At 71.7% G+C, this 22,937-nt stretch carries 17 protein-coding genes; 13 read left to right on the top strand and 4 right to left on the bottom strand.

Going from position 1 to position 22,937, the window contains the following annotated elements; genetic code table 11:
- Positions 1 to 6: 6 nt before the first annotated feature.
- On the top strand, positions 7 to 309 hold the full coding sequence (locus tag ACETWP_RS09945) for a DUF2516 family protein (RefSeq protein WP_373972245.1): 303 nt from the start codon (positions 7 to 9) through the stop codon (positions 307 to 309).
- A gap of 62 nt (positions 310 to 371) precedes the next feature.
- Here ACETWP_RS09945 and ACETWP_RS09940 read toward each other — a convergent pair whose 3' ends face one another.
- Entirely contained in the window at positions 372 to 1,211 is an 840-nt protein-coding gene (locus tag ACETWP_RS09940) for a class I SAM-dependent methyltransferase (protein WP_373972086.1), read from the bottom strand.
- Positions 1,212 to 1,286: 75 nt separating this feature from the next.
- Here ACETWP_RS09940 and ACETWP_RS09935 point away from each other — a divergent pair, with 75 nt between their 5' ends.
- Positions 1,287 to 2,033 carry a phosphoglyceromutase gene (locus ACETWP_RS09935; protein WP_373972085.1) on the top strand — a complete coding sequence of 249 codons (747 nt, stop codon included), beginning with the start codon at positions 1,287 to 1,289 and terminating at the stop codon, positions 2,031 to 2,033.
- A 167-nt stretch (positions 2,034 to 2,200) separates the two neighbouring features.
- Here ACETWP_RS09935 and phoU read toward each other — a convergent pair whose 3' ends face one another.
- Positions 2,201 to 2,860 (bottom strand): phosphate signaling complex protein PhoU, encoded by a 660-nt coding sequence (gene phoU, locus ACETWP_RS09930; protein WP_373972084.1) that lies wholly within the window; start codon positions 2,858 to 2,860, stop codon positions 2,201 to 2,203.
- A gap of 179 nt (positions 2,861 to 3,039) precedes the next feature.
- Between phoU and ACETWP_RS09925 the strand changes: the two genes are divergently transcribed.
- Both ACETWP_RS09925 and ACETWP_RS09920 read left to right on the top strand, forming a co-directional pair.
- On the top strand, positions 3,040 to 4,242 hold the full coding sequence (locus tag ACETWP_RS09925) for a sensor histidine kinase (protein WP_373972083.1): 1,203 nt from the start codon (positions 3,040 to 3,042) through the stop codon (positions 4,240 to 4,242).
- Positions 4,239 to 4,919: a response regulator gene (locus ACETWP_RS09920; protein ID WP_373972082.1), complete on the top strand. Its 681-nt coding sequence runs from the start codon at positions 4,239 to 4,241 to the stop codon at positions 4,917 to 4,919. Before ACETWP_RS09925 ends, ACETWP_RS09920 begins: the two co-directional genes overlap by 4 nt.
- 82 nt (positions 4,920 to 5,001) lie before the next feature.
- Here the strand turns inward: ACETWP_RS09920 and ACETWP_RS09915 are convergent, their stop codons facing one another.
- A complete protein-coding gene (locus ACETWP_RS09915; protein WP_373972081.1) occupies positions 5,002 to 5,535 on the bottom strand; it encodes a hypothetical protein in 534 nt (177 codons plus the stop codon).
- Between the two features lie 246 nt (positions 5,536 to 5,781).
- On the opposite strand from ACETWP_RS09915, the gene ACETWP_RS09910 reads away from it, so the two are divergent.
- The 6 genes from ACETWP_RS09910 to glgX all read left to right on the top strand — a co-directional run bounded on the left by ACETWP_RS09910 (position 5,782) and on the right by glgX (position 12,442).
- On the top strand, positions 5,782 to 6,264 hold the full coding sequence (locus ACETWP_RS09910; protein ID WP_149956482.1) for a CarD family transcriptional regulator: 483 nt from the start codon (positions 5,782 to 5,784) through the stop codon (positions 6,262 to 6,264).
- Positions 6,265 to 6,361: 97 nt separating this feature from the next.
- Entirely contained in the window at positions 6,362 to 7,171 is an 810-nt protein-coding gene (gene ispD / locus ACETWP_RS09905) for a 2-C-methyl-D-erythritol 4-phosphate cytidylyltransferase (RefSeq protein WP_373972080.1), read from the top strand.
- Entirely contained in the window at positions 7,168 to 7,686 is a 519-nt protein-coding gene (ispF, locus tag ACETWP_RS09900) for a 2-C-methyl-D-erythritol 2,4-cyclodiphosphate synthase (protein WP_373972079.1), read from the top strand. The genes ispD and ispF overlap by 4 nt, the downstream gene beginning before the upstream one ends.
- A 58-nt stretch (positions 7,687 to 7,744) precedes the next feature.
- Positions 7,745 to 9,205, top strand: coding sequence for a cysteine--tRNA ligase (gene cysS, locus ACETWP_RS09895; protein ID WP_373972078.1), 1,461 nt, complete (start codon positions 7,745 to 7,747; stop codon positions 9,203 to 9,205).
- A gap of 136 nt (positions 9,206 to 9,341) precedes the next feature.
- Positions 9,342 to 10,331 (top strand): 23S rRNA (guanosine(2251)-2'-O)-methyltransferase RlmB, encoded by a 990-nt coding sequence (gene rlmB / locus ACETWP_RS09890; RefSeq protein ID WP_373972077.1) that lies wholly within the window; start codon positions 9,342 to 9,344, stop codon positions 10,329 to 10,331.
- 41 nt (positions 10,332 to 10,372) lie between these two features.
- Complete coding sequence (glgX, locus tag ACETWP_RS09885) at positions 10,373 to 12,442, top strand: glycogen debranching protein GlgX (protein WP_373972076.1); 2,070 nt, start codon at positions 10,373 to 10,375, stop codon at positions 12,440 to 12,442.
- A gap of 94 nt (positions 12,443 to 12,536) precedes the next feature.
- Here glgX and glgP read toward each other — a convergent pair whose 3' ends face one another.
- Positions 12,537 to 15,140 (bottom strand): alpha-glucan family phosphorylase, encoded by a 2,604-nt coding sequence (gene glgP / locus ACETWP_RS09880; protein WP_373972075.1) that lies wholly within the window; start codon positions 15,138 to 15,140, stop codon positions 12,537 to 12,539.
- A 111-nt stretch (positions 15,141 to 15,251) separates the two neighbouring features.
- Between glgP and ACETWP_RS09875 the strand changes: the two genes are divergently transcribed.
- The 3 genes from ACETWP_RS09875 to glgB form a co-directional block, all read left to right on the top strand.
- Entirely contained in the window at positions 15,252 to 17,306 is a 2,055-nt protein-coding gene (locus tag ACETWP_RS09875) for an alpha-1,4-glucan--maltose-1-phosphate maltosyltransferase (RefSeq protein WP_373972074.1), read from the top strand.
- A complete protein-coding gene (gene treS, locus ACETWP_RS09870; protein ID WP_373972073.1) occupies positions 17,300 to 19,066 on the top strand; it encodes a maltose alpha-D-glucosyltransferase in 1,767 nt (588 codons plus the stop codon). Before ACETWP_RS09875 ends, treS begins: the two co-directional genes overlap by 7 nt.
- On the top strand, positions 19,063 to 22,937 hold a 3,875-nt coding region (gene glgB / locus ACETWP_RS09865; RefSeq protein ID WP_373972072.1), incomplete at its 3' end, for a 1,4-alpha-glucan branching protein GlgB. The genes treS and glgB, both read left to right, overlap by 4 nt.

Genomic DNA, 22,937 nt, shown 5'->3' with positions numbered 1-22,937 from the left:
GTGGCTATGGCATTGATCTTCGAGTACTACCTGTTCCAGGCGCTGAGTCTTGTTGCCTTGGTGCTGGCCGTCTGGGCCTTCGTGGACAGCCTGCGGCACCCGGCCAACAACTACCTGCGCGAAGGCAAGCGCACCAAGGGGTTCTGGATGGGGCTCGCCGGCGCGTCCGCCGCGGTCTGCGTCTTCAGCTTCTTCTTCGGCAGCGGCGGCGGCTTCCTGCAGCTGATCGCCGCGTGCATCGCGGCGGTCTACCTGGCCGACGTGCGCCCGAACGTCTCGGGCAAGGGCACCGGCTACTACAACTACTAGACGCCGCGAACCGCGCCGAGGCCGGCGCCGTTCGGGACGGCGCGACCCCGAGCGGCCGGTGCTCACGGCAGCGCGAGGCCTCCGGAGCGGGGCGCCACGCAATCCCAGGCGACGGTGAGCTCGCCCAGCCGCCAGCGTGCGACGCTGTCGCGCACGGGCCACCCGGCGGCGCGGAGCGTCCGGCACATGGCAATCCAGCGCTGCCGGTTGCCGAAGGACGCCAGCGGCGCCGCCCCCAGCCACGCGGCGTCGGCGGCGCGCAGGAAGTCGTGGACCCGCTCGCCGGGGACGTTGCGGTGGATGAGGGCCTTCGGCAGCCGTTCCGCGGCGTCGGACGGCAGCGCGAAAGCACCGAAGCGCAGCGAGAGGCTCAGCGTCGCGGGTCCGCCGGCCTCCACGCCCACCCACACTGCCCGCCGCCCGATCTCGTCGCAGGTGCCCTCGACAAGCAGCCCCCCGGGCGCCAGCCGCGACGCCAGCGCGGCCCAGATCGCCGGGACGTCGGCCTCGTCGTACTGGCGCAGCACGTTGAAGGCCCTGATGAAGACGGGATCGGGGCGCACCGGCACCTCGAACCCGCCGACGCGGAACTCCAGCCCGGCCCGCTCGAGGGGGCGCGCGGCGGCGACCCGCGCCGGGTCGATCTCCAGGCCCACCAGCCGCGTGTCGCCGCGCACCGCGCGCAGGCGCTCGAAGAGTTCGACGGCGGTCGTCGCGGACGCCCCGTAGCCCAGGTCCACGGCGACCGGGGTCTGCGCGGCCCGCCACCGCCACGCCTCGGGCCCGGTCATCCACCGGTCCACGCGTCGCATCCGGTGGGGATGGGTGGTTCCGCGGGTCGCGTTGCCCACCGGACGCGCGGGGCCGTGCCCCGCGCCGAGTCGTTCCGCCTTCCGCACCACCGCACCATCGTAGGCGGGCGACATCGCGCGCGTCATGCTGGCCGACATCGCCCCGGCCAAAGTTAGGATGGTGCCATGACCTACACCCTGATCCTGCTCCGCCACGGGCAGAGCGACTGGAACCAGAAGAACCTGTTCACCGGCTGGTACGACGTCACGCTCACCGAGCAGGGGCGCCGGGAGGCCATCCGCGGCGGCGAGCTGCTCGCCGAGGCCGGACTGCTGCCCGACGTCCTCCACACCTCGGTGCTCAAGCGCGCGACCATCACCGCCAACCTGGCGCTCGAGGCGGCCGACCGCACCTGGATCCCGGTCAGCCGCAGCTGGCGCCTGAACGAACGCCACTATGGAGCGCTGCAGGGCAAGGACAAGGCGCAGACGCTCGCCGAGTACGGCGAGGAGCAGTTCATGCAGTGGCGCCGGTCCTACGACACCCCGCCGCCGCCGCTGGACGACGACTCGGAGTTCTCCCAGGCCCACGATCCCCGCTACGCGGAGCTGGGTGCCGACGCCCCGCGCACCGAGTGCCTCAAAGACGTCCTCGAGCGCATGCTCCCGTACTGGGAGGACGAGATCAAGCCGGATCTGGCCGCGGGGAAGACGGTGCTCGTCGCCGCCCACGGCAATTCGCTGCGCGCGCTGGTCAAGCACCTCGACGGCATCAGCGACGAGGACATCGCCGGGCTGAACATCCCCACCGGCATCCCGTTGGTCTACGAGCTGGACGAGGACTTCAGGCCCGTCGCCCGCGGCGGGCGCTACCTGGACCCCTCCGCGGCCGAGGAGTCCATCAAGGCCGTCGCCAGCCAGGGGCGCCACTAGCCCGGACGCAACCCAAGCCGACACGGCAATGGCGCCCACCGCGTGGTGGGCGCCATTGTCGTGTCTGGCCCTGCTGTGTATGACTCTGCCGTGCCTGGTCCTGCCGTCTGGCGCTGCACGTAGCAGGCCCGGCCGCGGAGCGCGTCCGCGGGGACCGGGTTTGCGGTCTAGAGCTCGGTGGCGGCCGGGTCCCACTCGCCGGTGACGAGGTAGTTGACCTTGCGCGCCACGGAGACGCCGTGGTCGCCGTAGCGTTCCAGGTAGCGGCTGGTCAGGGTGACGTCCGCCGTCGTCGGCGCGTTCTCGGTCCACGACGGATCCGCGACCGCCTTGAACACGGCCGCATGCAGCTCGTCGATCTTGGCGTTGAGGGCGATGATCTCGCGCGCGAACTGGAGGTCCCGCGTCTCCAGCAGCTCGCCGAGCTTCCGGGCGATCTGCACGTCCAGCCCGGCCATCTCGCGGAACACGGGTGCGATGCCCTCCGGCACCACGGGCTGCGGGTAGCGCAGGCGGGCCAGCTGGGCGATGTGCCGGGCCAGGTCGCCCATCCGCTCAAGCGAGGCGCTCATCCGCAGCGAGCCCACGATCATCCGCAGGTCCGACGCCACGGGTCCCTGTAGGGCGAGGACGTCGATGGCGCGCTCGTCCAGCTGGTTCTGCAGGAAGTCGATCTTGGCGTCGCCGGCGATGACCTCCTGGGCGAGCTCGGTGTCCGCCGTGTCGAAGGACTCGTAGGCCCGCTCCATGGCCTCGGCCACGAGCTCGGACATGTGGATGAGTTCCTCACCAATGGACTGGAGCTCGGCATGGAAAACCTTGCGCACTGACGCGTCCTTTCATAGCCTGCGGACCGCATCCCCGACGGGGGACGGTCCAGTTCAACGCTTACAGTGACAGTACTAGATGAACCGTCGCGCCCGGCAAGGTGAACGTTGCGTGAACGCCCCGGCGCCCTCCCGCAGCGGATCGCGCCGGGCGGTTTCGCGGGGGCTACGCTGGTCGGGTGAATGATGCGCTGATCGTCGTGGTGTCCGGCCTGGTGGGCCTCGCCCTCGGCGTCGGCGGGCTCCTGGCCTACTGGTCCAGCCAGCGCCGCCGCACCATGCTGGCCGACGTCGGGGAGCCGAGCCTTCCCGAGGGCTCCGCGGAGATCCTGTCCGTGGTGGGCCGCGCGTACGTCGTGGTCGACGACGTCGACGGCGTGGTCCGCGCGAACCCGGCCGCCTACGCCTTCGGGCTGGTGCGGGGGCACACGATCGTGCACAAGGAGCTGCTCGCCATCGCGCGGCGCGTCCGCGCCGACGGCGTGATCGAGGAGCGCCAGTTCGAGCTGCCGCGCGGCCCCCTCGGCCAGGGCGCCATCGTCGTCAACGTGCGGGTCGCGCCGCTGGGCGACGAGTACATCCTGCTGCTCGCGGACGACCGCACGGAGATCACCCGCACGGAGGCGATGCGCAACGACTTCGTCGTCAACGTGTCCCACGAGCTGAAGACCCCGGTCGGCGCCATCTCCCTGCTCGCCGAGGCCATCGACGGCGCGGCCGGCGACGAGGTGGCCATCCGCCGCTTCGCCTCCCGGCTCCATAAGGAGGCGGGGCGCCTGTCCGCGCTGGTGCAGGACATCATCGAGCTCTCCCGGCTGCAGGGGACCGACGTCGTGCTCCAGGGGCGCGTCGTGGACGTCAACGCGGTGCTGGGCGAGGCGGTGGACCGCAACAAGCTCCCCGCCGAGTCCAAGCGGATCACCATCTCCGTCGGGGGGCGGTCCGACGCCCGGGTCTTCGGCGACCCGGACCTGCTGATGATCGCGTTCCGCAACCTCATCGACAACGCCATCCGGTACTCGCCCGAGGGGACGACGGTCGGCGTCGGCATCCGGTCGCGCGACGGGCTGGTGCAGATCTCGGTGACCGACCAGGGGCCCGGCATCCCGCAGGACGAGCAGGACCGCATCTTCGAACGCTTCTACCGGGTCGACGCCGCCCGGTCGCGCCAGACGGGCGGGACCGGCCTGGGCCTGAGCATCGTCAAGCACGTCATGTCCAACCACGGCGGCGAGGTGCGCGTCTGGTCCCAGCCGGGACAGGGGTCCACCTTCACCGTGCGACTGCCCATGTACGAAGAGGGCGCCGAGCCGGAGATCCTGCCGGCCGGCGCCGACACCGAGGGCGCACGGAGCGCCCCGCGAGAAGGAGGAAGCCGTTGACCCGCATTCTGGTGGTGGAGGACGAGGAGTCGTTGAGCGACCCGCTGTCCTACCTCCTGGAGAAGGAGGGCTTCGAGGTGCAGGTCGTCGACAACGGCATCGACGCCATCGCCGAGTTCGACCGCGCCGGGGCGGACCTGGTGCTGCTGGACCTGATGCTCCCCGGGCAGCCGGGGACCGAGGTGTGCCGGCAGTTGCGGCAGCGCTCGAGCGTGCCGGTCATCATGCTGACCGCCAAGGACTCGGAGATCGACAAGGTCGTCGGGCTGGAGCTCGGGGCCGACGACTACGTGACGAAGCCGTACTCCTCCCGGGAGCTGGTCGCGCGCGTCCGGGCGGTCCTGCGGCGGCAGGGCGAGCCCGAGGAGCTGCTCGCGGCGACGGTGCAGGCGGGCCCCGTCCGCATGGACGTCGAGCGGCACGTGGTGAGCGTTGGAGGGGAGCGCGTCCCGATGCCGCTCAAGGAATTCGAGCTGCTGGAGATGCTCCTGCGCAACGCTGGCCGCGTGCTCACCCGCGGCCAGCTGATCGACCGGGTCTGGGGCTCCGACTACGTCGGGGACACCAAGACCCTCGACGTCCACGTCAAGCGGCTCCGATCCAAGATCGAGCCCGACCCCTCGAATCCGGTGCACCTGGTGACGGTGCGGGGGCTCGGCTACAAGTTCGAGGCCTAGCGGGCGGCCGGCCCGCACGCGCAGGGCCCCGGACCGCCGATGCGGTCCGGGGCCCTGTTGGCTGCGCGGTGCGGCGGGAGCGCTAGTGGCCGCCCTCGGCGTCCTCCGCGTGCTGAAGGTGCTCGACGGTGCTCTCGTCGTAGCCGCCGGGCAGGTACGGGCGGTATTCGGCCAGCGCGCCGTTGACGACCGGCACGGCCTCCTCCGACGTGATGCCGTCGATGGCCGCGGTGACGTCGGCGTGCGCCCCCGGCTCCGCGCCGGCGGAGGGGAGGATGGTCTTGTTGGCGTCGTCCTCGAGCTTCTTGGTGGTCATGGCCGGCACGTCGATGGTGACGGAGCCACCGTCGACGCTGAGCGTGAGGGACTGCGCGTTCTCGGTGTTGTTCACCAGGCTGCCGAGGACGCGGGCCTCCTCCTCGGCGGAGTTCGTGACCAGCATGAGGTTGCGGGCCTGGACGTCGCCGACGTTGAGGGAGATGCCGTCCGACGGCGCGTAGTTCGCCGTGGTTGCCTGCGGATTGATGGCGCCGCAGCCTGTGGCGCCGAGGGCCATCACGGCCAGGGCGGCGGCCGCCACGGCGCGCCGTCCGCGGATCTTCTGTGCGGTGGTCACGGCACAAACTCCTCTATCACGTTCGAGTCCGGGTTGCCGCGGGCGGGCGCGGGGCCCGCCGGCGGCAGCATTCGCTCCTAGCCTAAACCGTTTCGCGCCGATTGTATGACTCGCGCGGCCGGCGTGACGCCACCGCGCGCGGTGAGGGCGGAATTATGGTCCCCGCCGGTCCGGATGTCCTAGCAACTCGCCGATATTTCCGCCACTTCCATGATAAACTTGTTGGCGGGAAAGGGGATTATCCACATGGTTTTTGAGGTTGGCGAAACGGTTGTTTACCCTCACCATGGTGCGGCGATGATCGAAGAGATCAAGATGCGCACCATCAAGGGCGAAGAAAAGATGTATCTCAAGCTCAAGGTGGCTCAGGGCGACCTGACGATTGAGGTCCCGGCGGAGAACGTCGATTTGGTCGGCGTGCGCGACGTCGTCGGCCAAGAGGGCCTGGAGCACGTGTTCGACGTCCTGCGAGCCGAGTTCACGGAGGAGCCGACCAACTGGTCCCGCCGCTACAAGGCGAACCTGGAGAAGCTGGCCTCCGGCGACGTGATCAAGGTCGCCGAGGTCGTGCGGGACCTCTGGCGCCGCGACCACGACCGCGGGCTCTCCGCCGGCGAGAAGCGGATGCTCTCCAAGGCGCGCCAGATCCTCATCAGCGAACTGGCCCTGGCCAAGAAGCTGGACGAGGAGAAGGCCGAGAGCGTGCTCGACGAGGTGCTCGCCTCCTAGGCGAAGCCCGTCCGGGGAATTGGGGCCCGTCCACCGTAGGGTGGGCGGGCCTTTCCCGTGCCCGCCGCGGGGCGCCGGCGGACAGTAGGCTGGGGTCGTGCCGACTCACCAGCAGCCCCGCCCGGACCCGCAGTCACGGGCCGCCGGTCCCGCCGCCGGCGGTCCCGCCGCGGCCGGCGGAACCGCCGTCGTCGTCGTGGCCGCCGGCTCCGGCACCCGGCTCGGGCTCGGGATCCCCAAGGCGCTCGTGCCGCTGGGCGGGCGTCCCCTCTTGGCGCACGCGCTGGACGGCGTCATCGCCTCGGGCGTCGCCACGCGCATTGTGGTGGTCCTGCCACCCGGCGACACCGAACTGGTCGGCGTGTGCGCGGGCTACGCCCCCGCGCACCCGATCCACACCGTCACCGGGGGTGCCAGCCGCACCGCCTCGGTGCGCGCCGGACTGGATGCCGCGGGCCCGGGCATCGACCACGTCCTGGTGCACGACGCGGCCCGGTGCCTGACGCCGGGCTGGGTCTTTTCCGGCGTCGTCGAGGCCCTGCGCGCCGGGGCCGACGCCGTGGTCCCCGCGGTGCCGGTGGTGGACACCATCAAGTCCGTCGTGGCCTCCGCCAGCCCCCGCATCGGACCCGAGATCGTGGCCGGCACCCACGAACGCTCGACGCTCCGCGCCGTGCAGACCCCGCAGGGCTTCCGCCTGGGGCGCCTGCTGGCGGCGCACGCCGAGGCGTCCACGTGGGAAGCGGACCGGGCGGTGTCCGTCACCGACGACGCGGCCCTGATGGAGGCCGTGGGCGAGACGGTGTACGTCGTCCCCGGCGCCCCGGAGTCGCTGAAGATCACCACCCGGATCGACCTGCTGCTGGCCGAGACGCTGGTCTCCAACGGATACGAGGAGCAATCATGAGCACGGACGCGCCGCGGCCCGCCACCGGCTTCGTCCCACCCCGCACGGGACTCGGCGTGGACGTCCACGCCTTCGACGACGGCGACGCGCCGCGCGAGCTCTGGCTGGCCGGCCTGCGCTGGCCCGGGGAACGGGGGCTGACGGGGCATTCCGACGGCGACGCCGTGGCCCACGCCGCCTGCGACGCGCTCTTCTCCGCGGCCGGCATCGGCGACCTCGGCACGCACTTCGGCACCGATCGGCCCGAATTCGCCGGCGCATCGGGCGCGCGGCTCCTCGCGGAGGCCGCCCGGCTGGTGCGGGCCGCCGGCTTCGAGATCGGGAACGTCGCCGTGCAGTTCGTGGCGAACCGCCCCAAGTTCGGCCCACGCCGGCGGGAGGCCGACGCGGCGCTCAGCGAGGCCGCGGGCGCGCCGGTGACCGTCACGGCCACCACGTCCGACGGGCTGGGCTACGAGGGATCCGGCGGCGGCATCACGGCCTACGCCACGGCGCTCGTCTACCGCGTCCCCTGAGGGCGCCCTTCCTCGCGCGGCGCGGGGAGCCCCGTGGGCCCTCGGCTAACCTAGTGCGGTGAGCATCCGTTTTTACGACACCAAGCAGGCGCAGGTGCGCGACTTCGTCCCGCTGGTCCCGGGGCGGGTGGGACTCTACTATTGCGGCGCCACCGTCCAGGGGATGCCGCACGTCGGGCATGTCCGCTCCGCGATCGCGTTCGACATCCTGGTCCGCTGGCTCGAACACCGGGGCCTCCGCGTCACCGTGGTGCGCAACGTGACGGACATCGACGACAAGATCCTTGAGAAGTCGGCGGCCTCGTTCGCCGGCAGCGGTGTCGAGGACCCCTACCTGCCCGAGGAGGAGTGGTTCGCGCTCGCCTACCGCTTCGAGGGGGAGTTCCAGCGCGCCTACGACGCGCTCGGCGTGCGCCGCCCCACCTACGAGCCCCGCGCCACCGGCCATGTCACGGAGATGCACGGCCTGATCGCGACGCTCGTCGAGCGCGGCCACGCCTACCCCGCGCCCGACGGTTCCGGAGACGTCTACTTCGATGTCCGTTCCTGGGCCGCCTACGGCGCCCTCACCCGGCAGGACGTCGACGACATGCAGGCCGCGCCCGACGCGGACCCGCGCGGCAAGCGGGACCCCCGCGACTTCGCCCTCTGGAAGGGCCACAAGCCGGGCGAGCCGGAGACCGCGTCCTGGCCCAGCCCGTGGGGCCGCGGCCGGCCCGGATGGCACCTGGAGTGCTCCGCGATGGCGGGCAAGTACCTCGGGACCGGCTTCGACATCCACGGCGGTGGCCTGGACCTGCGTTTCCCGCACCACGAGAACGAGCTCGCCCAGTCGGCCGCCGCGGGACACGACTTCGCGAACTTCTGGATGCACAACGGCATGGTGACGTACGAGGGCGAAAAGATGTCGAAGTCGATCGGCAACACGATCGCGCCCGAGGAGATGCTGGCCCTCGCCGGTCCGCGCGTCGTCCGCTACTTCCTGGGACAGGCCCACTACCGGTCGCCGCTGGACTACCGGCCGAGTTCGCTGCGGGAGGCCGGGGCCGCCGTCGAGCGCATCGACACCTTCCTCGCGAACGCCCTCCAGCGGATCCACGGCGTCGCGCCCGGGGCCGACGTCGATCTGGGCCGTGAGCGCTTCGAGGTCACGGACGCGTTCGCCGCCGCCATGGACGAGGACCTCAATGTGCCGCAGGCCCTGGCCGCGCTGCACGACGCCGTCCGCCGCGGCAACACCGCCCTCGCCGCGGGCGACCTGGACGACGCCGACACGGCGCTGCGGCAGGTTCTGGCCATGACGCACACCCTGGGCCTGGACGACGCGGGCGCCGGCAGCGGTGCGGACCCCGCGGAACACGCCGCCCTCGACGCGCTGATCCGCGCGCAGCTGCGCGAGCGCGCTGCGGCCCGCGGGGACCGCGACTGGGCGCGCGCGGACGCGATCCGCGACACCCTCGCCGGCGCCGGGATCGTCGTCGAGGACTCCGCGGACGGGGCGCGCTGGTCGCTGCGCTGAGCCGGCCGGGCCGCCGCGCGGGGCCGGCGCGGGACCCCCGGAACGCCGCCCGCGCCGCGGGGCTGTAAAATGGAGTCTCGGTAGGCATCGCAGCCACCGCGCGATCCCCCCGAAACCCATCCCAAGGATTCTCACCATGGCAACACCCAAGCGTCCCGGCGCCTTGCGCAAGACGAAGAAGGGCCCCACCGTCGGAACCGGCGGCCACGGCCGCAAGTCGCTGGAGGGCAAGGGCCCCACGCCCAAGGCCGAGGAGCGCACGTACCACAAGGCGTACCGCGCCAAGCAGCTGGGGGAGCGCGCCGCCGCGAAGACCGGTGGGCGCCCCGGCGGCCGACCGGCCCGCCAGGGCGGACGCGGCAAGGCCGCCGAGGAGATGGTCACCGGCCGCAACTCCGTCGTCGAGTCCCTGCGCGCGGGCATCCCGGCGAAGGTCCTCTACATGGCCACCCGCATCGACGTGGACGACCGCGTCCGCGAGTCGCTCAAGATCGCCGCGGAGCGCGGCATCGCCGTGATGGAGTCCAGCAAGGCGGAGCTGGACCGCATGACCGACGAGGCCGTGCACCAGGGACTCGCGCTGCAGATCCCGCCGTACGACTACCCGGACGCCGTGGAGCTGGTCGAGTCGACCGTCGAGAAGTACAAGAAGGGCCATGTCTCCAACGCGCCGCTGTTCGTCGCCCTGGACGGCATCACCGACCCGCGCAACCTCGGCGCGATCATCCGCTCCGTGTCCGCGTTCAGCGGCCACGCCGTGATCGTCCCCGAGCGGCGCTCGGTCGGCCTCACCGCCTCCGCGTGGAAGACCAGCGCCGGCGCCGCCGTGCGCGTTCCGGTCGCGCGGGCCACGAACCTCACGAGCGCGCTCAAGGCCATGAAGCAGTTGGGCGTCTACGTGGTTGGGCTCGACGGCGAGGGCGACGTCAGCCTGCCGGATCTCGCGCTCGCGACGGAGCCGCTGTGCATCGTGGTGGGGTCCGAGGGCAAGGGCCTCTCGCGCCTCGTCGGCGAGACCTGCGACCAGATCGTTTCGATCCCCATCGACTCCACCATGGAGTCCCTGAACGCGTCGATGGCCGTCGGCATCACGCTCTACGAGGTCTCGCGCCGCCGCGGCGCCTAGTTCGGAGAACCACCATGGCTCTACCCATCGAGGAAATTCCCATGCGTTTTCGCGACGTCGGGGGCCACGTTTCCCGCCCGTTCCCGCTCGGCGTGGCCGACACCGCGCCCGGCGTGCCCGACCTGCCGGACGCGGTGAACGTCGCCGTGTACGCCCCCGGGCTCGAGGCGGTCGACATCTGGTACTCGGACCCCGAGGGCCGGATGGCCAGCGCGCGCCTGTTCGAGACCACCGACGGCGTCCACCACGGGACCGTCGAGGGGTTGCGCCACGGCGCCCGCTACGCGTTCTGGGAGCGCGGCGCCCCGCTGCCCGCCGGCGGCCAGCTGCTCGTGGACCCGTATGCGCGCGCCGTCGTCACGGACGACGCCGGGGCCTACTGGGGCGCGCACGTCGCCCAGGGCTTCGACTGGGGCGAGGACGCGCGCCCGCATGTGCCGTGGCGGGACACCGTCGTCTACGAGGCCCACATCAAGGGCCAGACCATGCTCCACCCGGACATCCCGGAGGATCTGCGCGGAACCTACGCGGGATTCGCCCACCCGGTGATGATCGAGCACCTGCGTTCGCTCGGCGTCACGACGGTCGAGCTGCTGCCGATCCACTTCCACGTGGACGAGCCGCACCTGCAGGATCTGGGCCTGCCGAACTACTGGGGCTACAACACGCTCGGCTTCTTCGCACCGCATCCCGGCTACGCGACCGCGCGGGCCCGCGCCGCCGGTCCGCAGGCCGTGCAGGACGAGTTCAAGGGCATGGTCAAGCTGCTGCACGCCGCCGGGATCGAGGTGGTGCTGGACGTGGTCTACAACCACACCGCCGAGGGCGGCAAGGGCCAGCAGACCCTGTCCTGGCGCGGCCTGGGCGACGGCCACTACTACCGGCACGACGTCGAGGGGCGCTACCTCGACACCACCGGCTGCGGCAACACGCTGAACTTCAACGAGCCCGCCGTCGTGCGCATGACCCTGGATTCGCTGCGCCTGTGGGTCGAGGAATACCACATCGACGGCTTCCGGTTCGACCTCGCCGTCGCGCTGGCCCGGGACTCCCACAACCACTTCACACCCCAGCACCCGTTCCTCGTCGCGCTCGGCGCGGACAAGGCGCTGGCCGGCATCAAGATGATCTCCGAGCCGTGGGACGTCGGGATGGGCGGCTGGCAGACCGGGCACTTCCCGCGGGGCTTCGTGGACTGGAACGACCACTTCCGCGACACGGTCCGCGACTTCTGGGTCGCGGACCGGGGGATCCTCGCCGCCGGCGGGCAGGGCGGTTCCGTGGCGCGGCTGGCCGGCTGCCTGGCCGGCTCCCGCGAGTTGTTCGCCGGATCGGGCCGCGGACCCTTGGCGTCGCTGAACTTCGTCACGGCGCACGACGGTTTCACGCTGCGGGACCTGGTCAGCTACGAGCGCAAGCACAACGAGGCCAACGGCGAGGAGAACCGCGACGGCCACAACCACAACCGCAGCTACAACCACGGGGTCGAGGGGATGAGCGGCGACGGGCGGATCGTGGCCGACCGCGTCCGGACGGCGTCGAACGTCATGGCGACGCTGATGCTCTCGCTCGGTGTCCCGATGATCACCGCCGGCGACGAGATCGGGAAGACGCAGGAGGGCAACAACAACGCCTACTGCCAGGACAACGAGCTGACGTGGCTCGACTGGAGCCTGACCGAGGACCAGCGGGCCATGCTCGACGCGACGCGCGCGCTGGCCCGGATCCGGCGCGAGTTCCTCGCCGGCCAGCCGCACGCGTTCCCGGTCCGCGAGGACAACGCCTACATGCTGTGGTTCAACGCGGAGGGCGCCCCCATGGGCCAGGACGAGTGGACCGACCCCGAGACCCGGCTCGTGCAGATGCTGCTGGGCAGCCCGTCCGGCCGCCTGGACGGGCTCGTCGTGTTCAACGGCGGGCTGGCGGCGCGGCAGATCCGGATGCCCGGGCAGTCCTCGCTGATGGACTTCCCGCTTAAGGACCGGCGCGGTGCCAAGTTCGAGCTCCGCTACGGCACCTCGCCCGCGGCCCGCCGCCGCCGCGGCGCCGTCCTGAAGGCGGGCGAGACGGACCGCGTCGACGGGAACTCGATCACGATCTACCGCTCCTAGCGGACGGCCCGCGCCCGGCCGGGTGGCCGGACGCGGGCCGCTGGCCCGGCGCGGGCCCCTGGCCCGGCGCGGGCCCCTGGCGGGGCGCGGGCGCCTAGCCCGCGTTGGTCACCAGGCCCAGCTCGGCGTCGGACGCGAGCGACGCGTGGCGCGGAACCACGCGCACCCCGTAGCCGAAGGCCCCGGGCCGCTCCAGGTGGAGCTTGCCGCTGAAGAGGTAGCGCCCCTCGCCGAGGTTCTCCGCGAGCGAGAGGTCCGTGACGGACGTGCCGGTCAGTTCGTCGGACTCCGACACGGATCCATGGACGGCCTGCACGGCCACGTCGGACGGCTCGACGCCGCCGAGGCGGATGTAGGTGTTGACGCGGAACTCGTCGCCGATGCGCGGCTCCTCCGCGATGCCGACGGAATCCACGTGCTCCACGACGATGTCCGACCACGCCGAGCGCATGCGCCGCGTGAAGCCGGCGAGCTCGCGCGCGCCCGCGAAGTCGCCGCGGGTGGCGGCGCGGCCGGATCCCGCCGCGGGGACGTACAGCCCGTTGACGTAGTCCTGCACCATGCGTTCGGCCGACACCTTCGGGCCGAGCTCGGCCAGCGTGTGCTTGATCATCCGGACCCACTGGCGCGGCACGCCGTCGCCGGTCTCCTGGGACGGCCCGGCCGCGCCGGCCCCGGCGGTCTCCTCGTGTCCGTAGAACCGCGGGGCGACGCTGTTCTCGATGAGCGCGTAGAGCGCCGCCGCCTCGATGTCGTCGCGCTCCTCGGGCGACGCGGAGGCGGGGGCGGTCGGAATCGCCCAGCCGTTGTCGCCGTCGTACATCTCGTCCCACCAGCCGTCCATGACCGACAGGTTCAGGGCGCCGTTGATCGCCGCCTTCATGCCGGAGGTGCCGCAGGCCTCGAGGGGCCGCAGCGGGTTGTTGAGCCAGACGTCGCAGCCCGGGAAGAGCGTGCGCGCCATCCTCATGTCGTAGTTCGGCAGGAAGACGATCCGGTGCCTCACGGCGGGATCGTCGGTGAACCGCACCAGGTCCTGGATCATCTTCTTGCCCGCCTCGTCGGCGGGGTGGGACTTGCCGGCGATGACCAGCTGGATGGGCCGCTCCGGGTGCAACAGCAGCGCCTTGAGCCGGGCGGGATCCCGCAGCATCAGCGTCAGCCGCTTGTAGGTCGGGACACGCCGGGCGAAGCCGATGGTCAGCACGTCCGGGTCCAGGGCGCCGTTGGTCCACGCCAGCTCCGACTCGGCGGCGCCGCGCTTGAGCCACGACGAACGCAGGCGCTCGCGGACGTCGGCGATCAGCTGGCTGCGCAGGCGTCGGCGCAGCGCCCACACGTCCTCGTCCGGAAGCTCGTCGGCGCGGGACCAGTCGGGCTCCGCCGCGGCGGACGATCCGAGGCTCCCGCGGACGAACTCCGCCACCTGCGGATCGACCCACGTGGGCACGTGGACCCCGTTGGTGACCGAGCCGATCGGCACCTCCTCCGTGTCGAATCCGGCCCACAGGCCCGCGAACATGCCGCGGGAGACCCGGCCGTGGAGCTTCGCCACCCCGTTGGCGCGCTGGGCCAGGCGCAGGCCCATGACGGCCATGTTGAAGGTCGCGGGGTCGCCCCCGGCGTAGTCCTCGCGCCCGAGGGACAGGATGTCCTCGGTCGGCACGCCCGGCGCCAGCCCCGCCCGCAGGAAGTGCGCCACCTGCAGGGACTCGAAGCGGTCGATGCCCGCGGGCACCGGGGTATGGGTCGTGAAGACGGTCGACGAGCGGACCGCCGTCAGCGCCTCCGACCAGCCGAGGCCGGCGTCCATGAGTTCGCGGATCCGCTCCACGCCGAGGAAGCCCGCGTGGCCCTCGTTCGTGTGGAAGACCTCCGGAGCGGGGTTGCCCGTGATGCGGGAGTAGGCGCGCAGCGCCTTGACGCCGCCCATGCCCAGCAGGAGTTCCTGCTGCAGGCGGTGGTCCCCGCCGCCGCCGTAGAGCCGGTCGGTGATGGCGCGCGCGGCGTCGTCGTTGCCCGGCACGTCGGCGTCGAGGAGCAGCAGGGGCACGCGTCCGACGTCGGCGCGCCAGATGTGGGCGCGGAGGTGACGCCCGTCCGGCAGCGGGAGCGTGACCATGGCGGGGGCGCCGTCGTCCTCGCGGAGCATCGTCAGGGGCAGCCCGTGCGGGTCCAGGACGGGGTATGTCTCCTGCTGCCACGCGTCGCGCGACAGCGACTGCTTGAAGTAGCCGGCCTCGTACAGCAGTCCCACGCCGATGATCGGCACCCCGAGGTCGCTGGCGGCCTTCAGGTGGTCGCCCGCCAGGATCCCCAGGCCGCCGGAGTACTGGGGGAGGGCCGCCGTGATCCCGTATTCCGGGGAGAAGTACGCGATGGCCTGCGGGGCGGACCCGTCGAGCCCCTGGTACCACCGCGGCTCGGTCAGGTAGTCGCGGAGCTCGGCGGTCAGCCGCCCCACGCCTTCGACGACCCGTTCGTCGGCGGCCAGGGCGTCCAAGCGCGCGCGGTCGAAGGTGCCGAGGAGGGCCACGGGATCCTCCCGCACGGCGGCCCACGTCTCCGGATCCAGCTCGCGGAAGAACCGTGCGGTCGGTTCGTGCCACGACCAGCGGAGGTTCGCGGCGAGGGTGCCGAGACCCGAAATGGACTCGGGGAGGACGGTGCGGACGGTAAAACGTCGGATGGCCTTCACGGTAAGAACCGTAGCGCAGATCACACACCCATGGGTTTCATTCAGGTTAACCGCGGCCGCGCCTCCGAATTGTCTTGGTCTTTGGGACGGATTGTCGCTAGCGTCTACAACGTGAGTAAAGGACTAGAGGCCCGATTCGGCCGCATACCCGTGACCAACGTCCAACCCGTTGTCGAGTGTGGGCGATTCCCGGCGAAGGCCATCCCCGGCGAGGACGTGGTGGTCTCCGCCACCGCCTTCCGCGAGGGGCACGACGCGCTCGGCGTGACGGCGGTGCTGTACGCCCCGGACGGACGCGAGGTCCAGCGCGAGCGCATGGTGCCCGGGGCCCCCGGGACGGACTCGTGGCTGGCGCGGCTGCGCCCGCTCGAGGAGGGGGACTGGGAGTTCGAGGTCGAGGCCTGGGACGATCCCTACGGCACGTGGCACCACGCGGCGACCGTGAAGATCGCCGCCGGCGCCGACGTCGAACTCATGCTCGCCGAGGGCGCCAAACTGCTCCGCGAGGCCGCGGACGAGCTCGGGACCGCCGCCGGCGCCTCCGACGAATTCGACGCGGCGACCCTGCGCTCCGCGGCGGACACGCTGGCCGACCCCGTCCTGGAGACGTCCGAGCGGCTGGCCGGCGGGGAGTCGGCCGAGCTGCTGGAGCTCTTCTCCCGGCGCCCGCTGCGCCGGATGATCACCCGCGGCGGCCGCTTCGCGCTGCGCGTCGAGCGCGAGCGCGCGGGCCGCGGATCCTGGTACGAGTTCTTCCCGCGCTCCGAGGGCGCGGTCTACGACCCCGAGACCGGCGGGCACCGGTCCGGCACCTTCGCCACCGCCGCGCAGCGGCTCGAGGCCGTCGCCCGGATGGGGTTCGACGTCATCTACCTGCCGCCGATCCACCCCATCGGCCGCTCGCACCGCAAGGGCCCGAACAACACCCTGGTCGCCGGGCCCCACGATCCCGGCTCGCCGTGGGCGATCGGCGCGCCCGAGGGCGGGCACGACGCCATCCACCCCGACCTGGGGACCGAGGCCGACTTCGCGGCCTTCGTCGCGCGCGCCGGCGAGCTCGGCCTCGAGGTCGCCCTGGACCTGGCGCTGCAGGCCTCGCCGGACCACCCCTGGGTCACCGAGCACCCGCAGTGGTTCACCACGCGGGCCGACGGCAGCATCGCCTACGCCGAGAACCCGCCCAAGAAGTACCAGGACATCTTCCCGCTGAACTTCGACAACGACCCGGAGGGCATCTCCCGGGAGATCCTGCGGATCGTCCTGCTCTGGGTGGACCGCGGCGTGCGCATCTTCCGCGTGGACAACCCGCACACCAAGCCGGTCTGGTTCTGGGAGTGGCTGATCGCGCGCGTCGAGGAGGAGCGCCCCGGCGTCGTGTTCCTCGCCGAGGCCTTCACCCGCCCGGCGATGATGCATGCGCTCGGCCGCGCCGGGTTCCAGCAGTCGTACACCTACTTCACGTGGCGGAACACCAAGGAGGAGCTCGAGGAGTACTTCACCGAAGTCAGCCACGAGTCCCCGGCCTACTTCCGGCCGAACTTCTTCGTGAACACCCCGGACATCCTCACCGAGTACCTGCAGTTCGGCGGGCCGGCCGCCTTTAAGATCCGCGCGGTCCTGGCCAGCATGGCCAGCCCGCTGTGGGGCGTCTACGCGGGCTACGAGCTGTACGAGCACGTCGCCCGGCCCGGCGCCGAGGAGAACATCGACAACGAGAAGTTCCAGTACAAGACCCGGGACTTCGAGGCGGCCGAGGCCGAGGGCCGTTCGCTGGCGCCGTACCTCACGCGCCTGAACCACATCCGGCGCGCGCACCCGGCGCTCGGGGACCTGCAGAACCTGGTGCTGCACGCCTGCACCGACGACTCCACGCTGGTCTTCTCCAAGACCAAGGAGACCGTTCCGCCCGGCGCCGAGCACCCGGTCAAGGACACCGTCATCGTGGTCGTCAACGTCGACCCGCACGGCGCCCGCGAGGGCACGGTCACGCTGGACCTCGCGGAGCTGGACCTGCGGCCGGAGGACCTGGACGAGGAGGGCCGCTTCACGGTGGACGACCTGCTCAGCGGCGAGTCCTGGAAGTGGGGCGAGCACAACTACGTGCGCCTCGACCCGCACCACGAACCCGCCCACATCCTGCACCTCCGGAGGTCCGCATCGTGGTAAATCCCTATCAGCTGAACGCGCCCGGCCTGACCCACGACCCGCAGTGGCACCGCAAGGCCGTCTTCTACGAGGTCCTGGTCCGCGCCTTCGCGGACGGCAACGGCGACGGCAGCGGAGACATCAGCGGCCTGATCGACAAGCTGGACTACCTGCAGTGGCTCGGCGTCGACTGCCTCTGGGTGCCGCCGTTCTACAAGTCGCCGCTGCGCGACGGTGGCTACGACATCTCCGACTACTACGACGTGCTCGACGAGTTCGGGACGATCGGCGACTTCCGCCGGCTCGTCGCGGAGGCCCACGCCCGCGGGCTGCGCATCATCATCGACCTGCCGATGAACCACACGTCCGACGAGCACCCGTGGTTCCAGGCCTCCCGGAGCGATCCGGAGGGGGAGTACGGGGACTTCTACGTCTGGAGCGACACGGACGAGCTGTACGCGGACGCGCGCATCATCTTCGTGGACACGGAGGAGTCCAACTGGACCTTCGACCCGATCCGCCGCCAGTTCTTCTGGCACCGGTTCTTCGGCCACCAGCCGGACCTGAACTTCGAGAACCCCAAGGTCCACGAGGCGATGTTCGACATCGTCCGCTTCTGGCTCGACCTCGGCGTCGACGGGTTCCGCGCCGACGCCATCCCCTACCTCTTCGAGGAGGACGGGACCAACTGCGAGAACCTGCCGCCGACCCACGCGTTCCTGCGCGAGCTCCGCCGGATGGTGGACGACGAGTACCCCGGCCGCATCATCATCGCGGAGGCCAACCAGCCGCCGCACGAGGTCGTCGAATACTTCGGCACCGAGGAGGAGCCGGAGTGCCACATGGCCTTCCACTTCCCGATCATGCCGCGGCTCTACTACGCCCTGCGCGACCAGCTCGCGGCGCCGATCATCGACACGATGGACGAGACTCCGGAGATCCCGGCCGGCACCCAGTGGGGCACCTTCCTGCGGAACCACGACGAGCTGACCCTCGAGATGGTCACGTCCGAGGAGCGCGAGGCCATGCTCGGCTGGTACGCCCCCGACTCCCGCATGCGCGCCAACGTCGGCATCCGCCGGCGCCTGGCGCCGCTGCTGGACAACTCGCGGAGCGAGCTCGAGCTCATCCACGCCCTGCTGCTGGCGCTGCCCGGCAGCCCGTTCCTGTACTACGGGGACGAGATCGGCATGGGCGACAACATCTGGCTCGACGACCGCGACGCCTCCCGCACGCCGATGCAGTGGAACCCCGACCGCAACGCGGGGTTCTCCACCGCGGACCCGGGCAAGCTCTTCCTGCCCGTGGTGCAGTCGCTGGTCTTCAACTACACCAATGTGAACGTCGAGCAGCAGCTGGCGCACAGCGGCTCGATGCTGCACTGGCTCCGCCAGGTCCTGGGCGTCCGCCGCGAGCACCCGGTGTTCGGCACCGGGTCCTACCGCAACATCGAAGCGTCCTCGCCGAGCGTGCTCGCCTTCGTGCGCGAGCTGCCGGCGGACCCGGACCACGACGACGAGGGCGAGACCGTCCTGTGCGTCTACAACCTGTCCAAGCACCCCGTCGCGACGGAGCTGGACCTGGCCGTCTACGCCGGACGGGGCCTGCGCGACGTCTTCGGCGGCACCGTGTTCCCGGCCGTGGACGCCAACGGCAAGCTGTGGGTCACGCTCGGCTCGCAGGGCTTCTACTGGCTGCGCATGCGGTCGCCACGCTCGGACGTCTACTCACCCGCGACCCAATCGATGCCGTTGGTCGCCCAGAAGGGATCCACCTCATGACCACCCAGGACGCCGCGCTGCTGGACCTGCTCGCCGGATGGCTACGCGGACAGAGGTGGTTCCCCGCCCGCGGCGAGGAGTTCTCCCTGCGCCGCGTCGGATCCGTGGTCCTTCGAGATCCCCACGGCGGGGCGGAGCTGGAGTCGCTGCTGCTCGCCGTCGATCCGGCGCCCGCCCCGCCGGAGTCCGGCACGGCCGCCGCGCAGCCCGGCGGGCACGCCGTCTCCGCGGGCAGCGGCGGCACCGGACCCAACGGTGGCTCCGGGATGGGCCGCGCGTCGGAGGTGCCGCAGGCGGCGACCGGCCCGCGGCCGGTCCCGGTCGTCCACGTGCCGCTGTCGCTGCGGTTGGAGCCCCTCGCCGGCGCGGCGGCGGACCAGGCGGCCCGGGACGACGCCGAGTCGGCGCTGATCGGTTTGGTCGAGTCCCGCGACGGCGGCGACGGTCCCCGGTACGTCTACGACGGAACCCACGACCCCGCCTTCGTCGCGGCGTGGCTCGAACTCATGCGCGCCTCCGGCGCCGGCGACGGCTTCGCTGGCCACGCGTCCGCCGGCTTCGGGGGGCGCGCCCCGCTGGAGCCGCCGCTCGCCGCCTCGGTGCTCGGCGGGGAGCAGTCCAACACGTCGGTGGTGATCGCGTCCGTCGAGGGCGACCTGATCGCCAAGTTCTTCCGCGTCCCCGCGGCCGGCACCAACCCCGACGTCGAGCTCGGGACGCTGCTCACGGACGGCGGCTCCTTCGACGTGCCGCTGACCTTCGGGTCGGTCACCGCCGAGTGGGAGACCGCGGAGGGGCCCGTCACGGGCGCCCTCGGCGTGCTCCGCGAGTTCATCGGCGGCAGCGAGGACGCCTGGCGGACCGCGAGCGCCGCGGCCCTCGAGGGCCGCGGCTTCACGCGGGAGGCCGAGGAGATCGGCCGCGCGACGGCGCGCCTGCACGCCGACCTGCGCGACGTCGCCGGCACCTCGGAGGCCACCCCGGACGACGCCGCCGCGTACCTCCGCGGCCTGCGCGAGCGCATCGTCTGGGGCTGGCAGAAGGCCGGGTCCGCCGTCGGGCCGCTCGAGGGGGCGTTCCGCGCGGTCCTGACCCAGCTCGACGGCGTCGGCGGCCTCCCGCCGCTGCAGCGGATCCACGGCGACTACCACCTCGGGCAGATCCTCCACGCCCCGACCCGCGGCTGGGTGGTCCTCGACTTTGAGGGCGAGCCGCTGCGCAGCGCCGGGGAACGCACCGGCCGGGACGTGGCGCTGCGCGACGTCGTCGGGATGCTGCGCTCCTTCGACTACGCGGCCGGCGTCGCGATCCACAACGGCGACGGCACCCCGGAGGCGCTGAGCTCGGCCAGGGAGTGGGCCAAGCTGGCCCGCAAGGCCTTCCTCGCGGGCTACGAGGCAGAGTCCGGCGAGGTCGTCGACACCGATTCCGCGCTGTTCCTGGCGCTCTGGCTGGACAAGGCCCTGTACGAAGTCGTCTACGAACTACAGAACAGGCCGGCGTGGGTGCAGGTTCCCGCGTCCGCCGTTCAGGAGGTCCTTACGGGTATGACGCCCCACGAAACGAACGGTTCCGCCGCCCCCTCGGCCCCCGGCGAGGCATCCACGCCCGAGACATCCACGGCCGGGGCATCCACGCCCGGGGAAGCCGCGGTTTCCGGCGCCGGCGGGACCCCCGCGGGCCCGCTGCCCGTGGCCGCGGACGTGCTCAGCGCCGTCGCGCACGGCTCGTTCCACGCCCCGCACGCCGTCCTCGGCGCGCACCTGGACGACTACGGGCACGTCACCGTCCGCACGCTGCGCCGGCTGGCGCGCGAGGTCTGGGTCGTGACGTCCGCCGGGCGCCACCCGATGACCCACGAGCACGGCGGCATCTGGGTCGCGGTGCTTCCGGCGTCGGACCGCCCGGGCCACGTGCCCGACTACCGGCTCGAGGTGGCCTACGGCTCCGCCGACCCGGAGATCGCCGACGACCCCTACCGCTACCTGCCGACCCTCGGCGAGGTGGATCTCCACCTCATCGGCGAGGGCCGGCACGAGCGCCTGTGGTCCGCGCTCGGCGCCCACGTGCGCCGCTACCACTCGACGCTCGGCGACATCACCGGCACGAGCTTCGCGGTGTGGGCGCCGAACGCGCGCGCCGTGCGCGTGAAGGGCGACTTCAACGCCTGGGACGCGTCGCTGCACGCCATGCGCTCGCTGGGGCACTCCGGCGTGTGGGAGCTCTTCATTCCCGGGGTCGCCGCGGGGGCGATCTACAAGTTCGAGATCCTCGGCCAGGACTGGCAGTGGCGCGACAAGGCGGACCCGATGGCGCGCCACACGGAGGTCCCGCCGCTGACCGGGTCCGTGGTCACGGAGTCCTCCTACGGCTTCAAGGACGAGGAGTGGATGCGGGCCCGCGCCGAGCGCGACCCGCACAATTCGCCGATGAGCGTCTACGAGGTGCACCTCGGCTCCTGGCGCCCCGGCCTGTCCTACCGCGAGCTGGCGGAACAGCTGGCCGAGTACGTCGCCTGGCAGGGGTTCACGCACGTCGAGTTCATGCCCGTGGCCGAGCACCCGTTCGGAGGCTCGTGGGGGTACCAGGTGACGTCGTACTTCGCGCCGACGTCCCGTTTCGGTTCGCCCGACGACTTCCGCTACCTGGTCGACCGGCTGCACCAGGCCGGGATCGGCGTCATCCTGGACTGGGTCCCGGCGCACTTCCCCAAGGACGAGTGGGCGCTGGCCCGGTTCGACGGGCAGCCGCTCTACGAGCACGCCGACCCGCGTCTCGGGGAGCACCCGGACTGGGGCACGCTGATCTTCGACTTCGGCCGCAACGAGGTGCGCAACTTCCTGGTCGCCAACGCGCTGTACTGGCTCGAGGAGTTCCACATCGACGGCCTCCGCGTGGACGCCGTCGCCTCGATGCTCTACCTGGACTACTCGCGCAACGAGGGCGAGTGGGTGCCCAACGTGCACGGCGGCCGCGAGAACCTGGAGGCCATCCGCTTCCTGCAGGAGGCGACGGCCACCGCCTACCGCGTGTGCCCCGGCAGCGTCATGATCGCCGAGGAGTCCACGGCGTTCGACGGCGTCACCCGGGCGACGTCCTCGGGCGGCCTGGGCTTCGGCATCAAGTGGAACATGGGCTGGATGCACGATTCGCTCGAATACATGGCGCAGGACCCGGTCAACCGGGTCCACCACCACCACAAGATGACCTTCTCGCTGGTATACGCGTGGACCGAGAACTTCCTGCTGCCGATCAGCCACGACGAGGTCGTGCACGGCAAGGGTTCCCTGCTGCGCCGGATGCCGGGCGACCGTTGGCGGCAGCTTGCGCAGGTGCGGGCCTACCTGGCGTACCAGTGGGCGCACCCGGGCAAGCAGCTGATCTTCATGGGCACCGAGTTCGCCCAGGAGGCGGAGTGGAGCGAGCAGCACGGACTCGACTGGTGGGTCGCCGACACCCACCAGCACCGCGGGGTCCAGCTGGCCGTACGCCGGCTCAACGAGGTGTACCGCGACAGCCCGGCGCTGTGGGAGCGGGACAACGAACCGGCCGGCTTCGAGTGGATCGATTCGCACGACGCCGCGGGCAACACGCTGGCGTTCATCCGCCGCGACATCGCCGGGAACCCCCTGGTCTGCGTCGCCAACTTCTCCGGGGAGCCGCACGCCGGCTACCGGCTCGGCCTGCCGCACGCGGGGGAGTGGATCGAGGCACTGAACACCGACGCGGCCGAGTACGGCGGATCGGGCGTGGGCAACGCCGGCACCATCGTCGCCCGTGACGAGGCGGAGAAGGGGCAACCCGCCCACGCGATCGTCGACCTCCCGCCGCTGGGAGTGCTCTACCTCACGCCAGCGGTTTCCGCCCCGGC

This window comes from Arthrobacter halodurans (assembly GCF_041877255.1).
Lineage (GTDB): Bacteria > Actinomycetota > Actinomycetes > Actinomycetales > Micrococcaceae > Arthrobacter_N > Arthrobacter_N halodurans.
This window is presented reverse-complemented; position numbering and strand designations above follow the sequence as displayed.